The organism is Campylobacter showae CC57C (assembly GCF_000344295.2).
GTDB lineage: Bacteria > Campylobacterota > Campylobacteria > Campylobacterales > Campylobacteraceae > Campylobacter_A > Campylobacter_A showae_B.
This window is the reverse complement of sequence record NZ_AOTD01000128.1, coordinates 1-427: the sequence shown is the minus strand read 5'-3', so window position 1 is coordinate 427 and position 427 is coordinate 1. Positions and strand designations below refer to the sequence as shown.

General features: G+C 49.2%; 1 protein-coding gene. It reads right to left on the bottom strand.

Annotation, left to right across the window (positions count from 1 at the left end):
- Positions 1-326 (bottom strand): YigZ family protein (locus tag H740_RS04915; protein ID WP_004322714.1); only part of this gene is annotated, 326 nt, incomplete at its 3' end.
- Positions 327-427: the final 101 nt, after the last annotated feature.

Genomic DNA, 427 nt, shown 5'->3' with positions numbered 1-427 from the left:
CGCACGAGCCCGCCCGTGCCTAGCTTTATCCCGCCAAAATACCGAACGATGAGCGCGCCCGCGTTTATGAGCTGAGCGCCTCTGAGCGCGTTTAGCGAGGGTTGCCCGCTCGTGCCCTTTGGCTCGCCGTCGTCGCTTTGATTTTCCACTATCTGGCCGTAGCCGTTTCGCTCGCGTAGCGCCCACACGACGTGCGCGGCCTTTGGGTGCTCCGCTTTTAGCCGCTCGTGCAAGGCCTTAAACTCGCAAATAGGGCACAAAAAACATAAAAACGTCGATTTTTTGGCTTCAGTTTTGGTCGATACAACCCGCAAAACCGTTTGCAATTTTCTCCTTTAAATAAAGCCCGATTTTAGCGAAATTTTAAAAATATTCTTATAAAATGGCGGCTAAAATGAAATAAACTCTCAAAAAAAGAATGAAAATG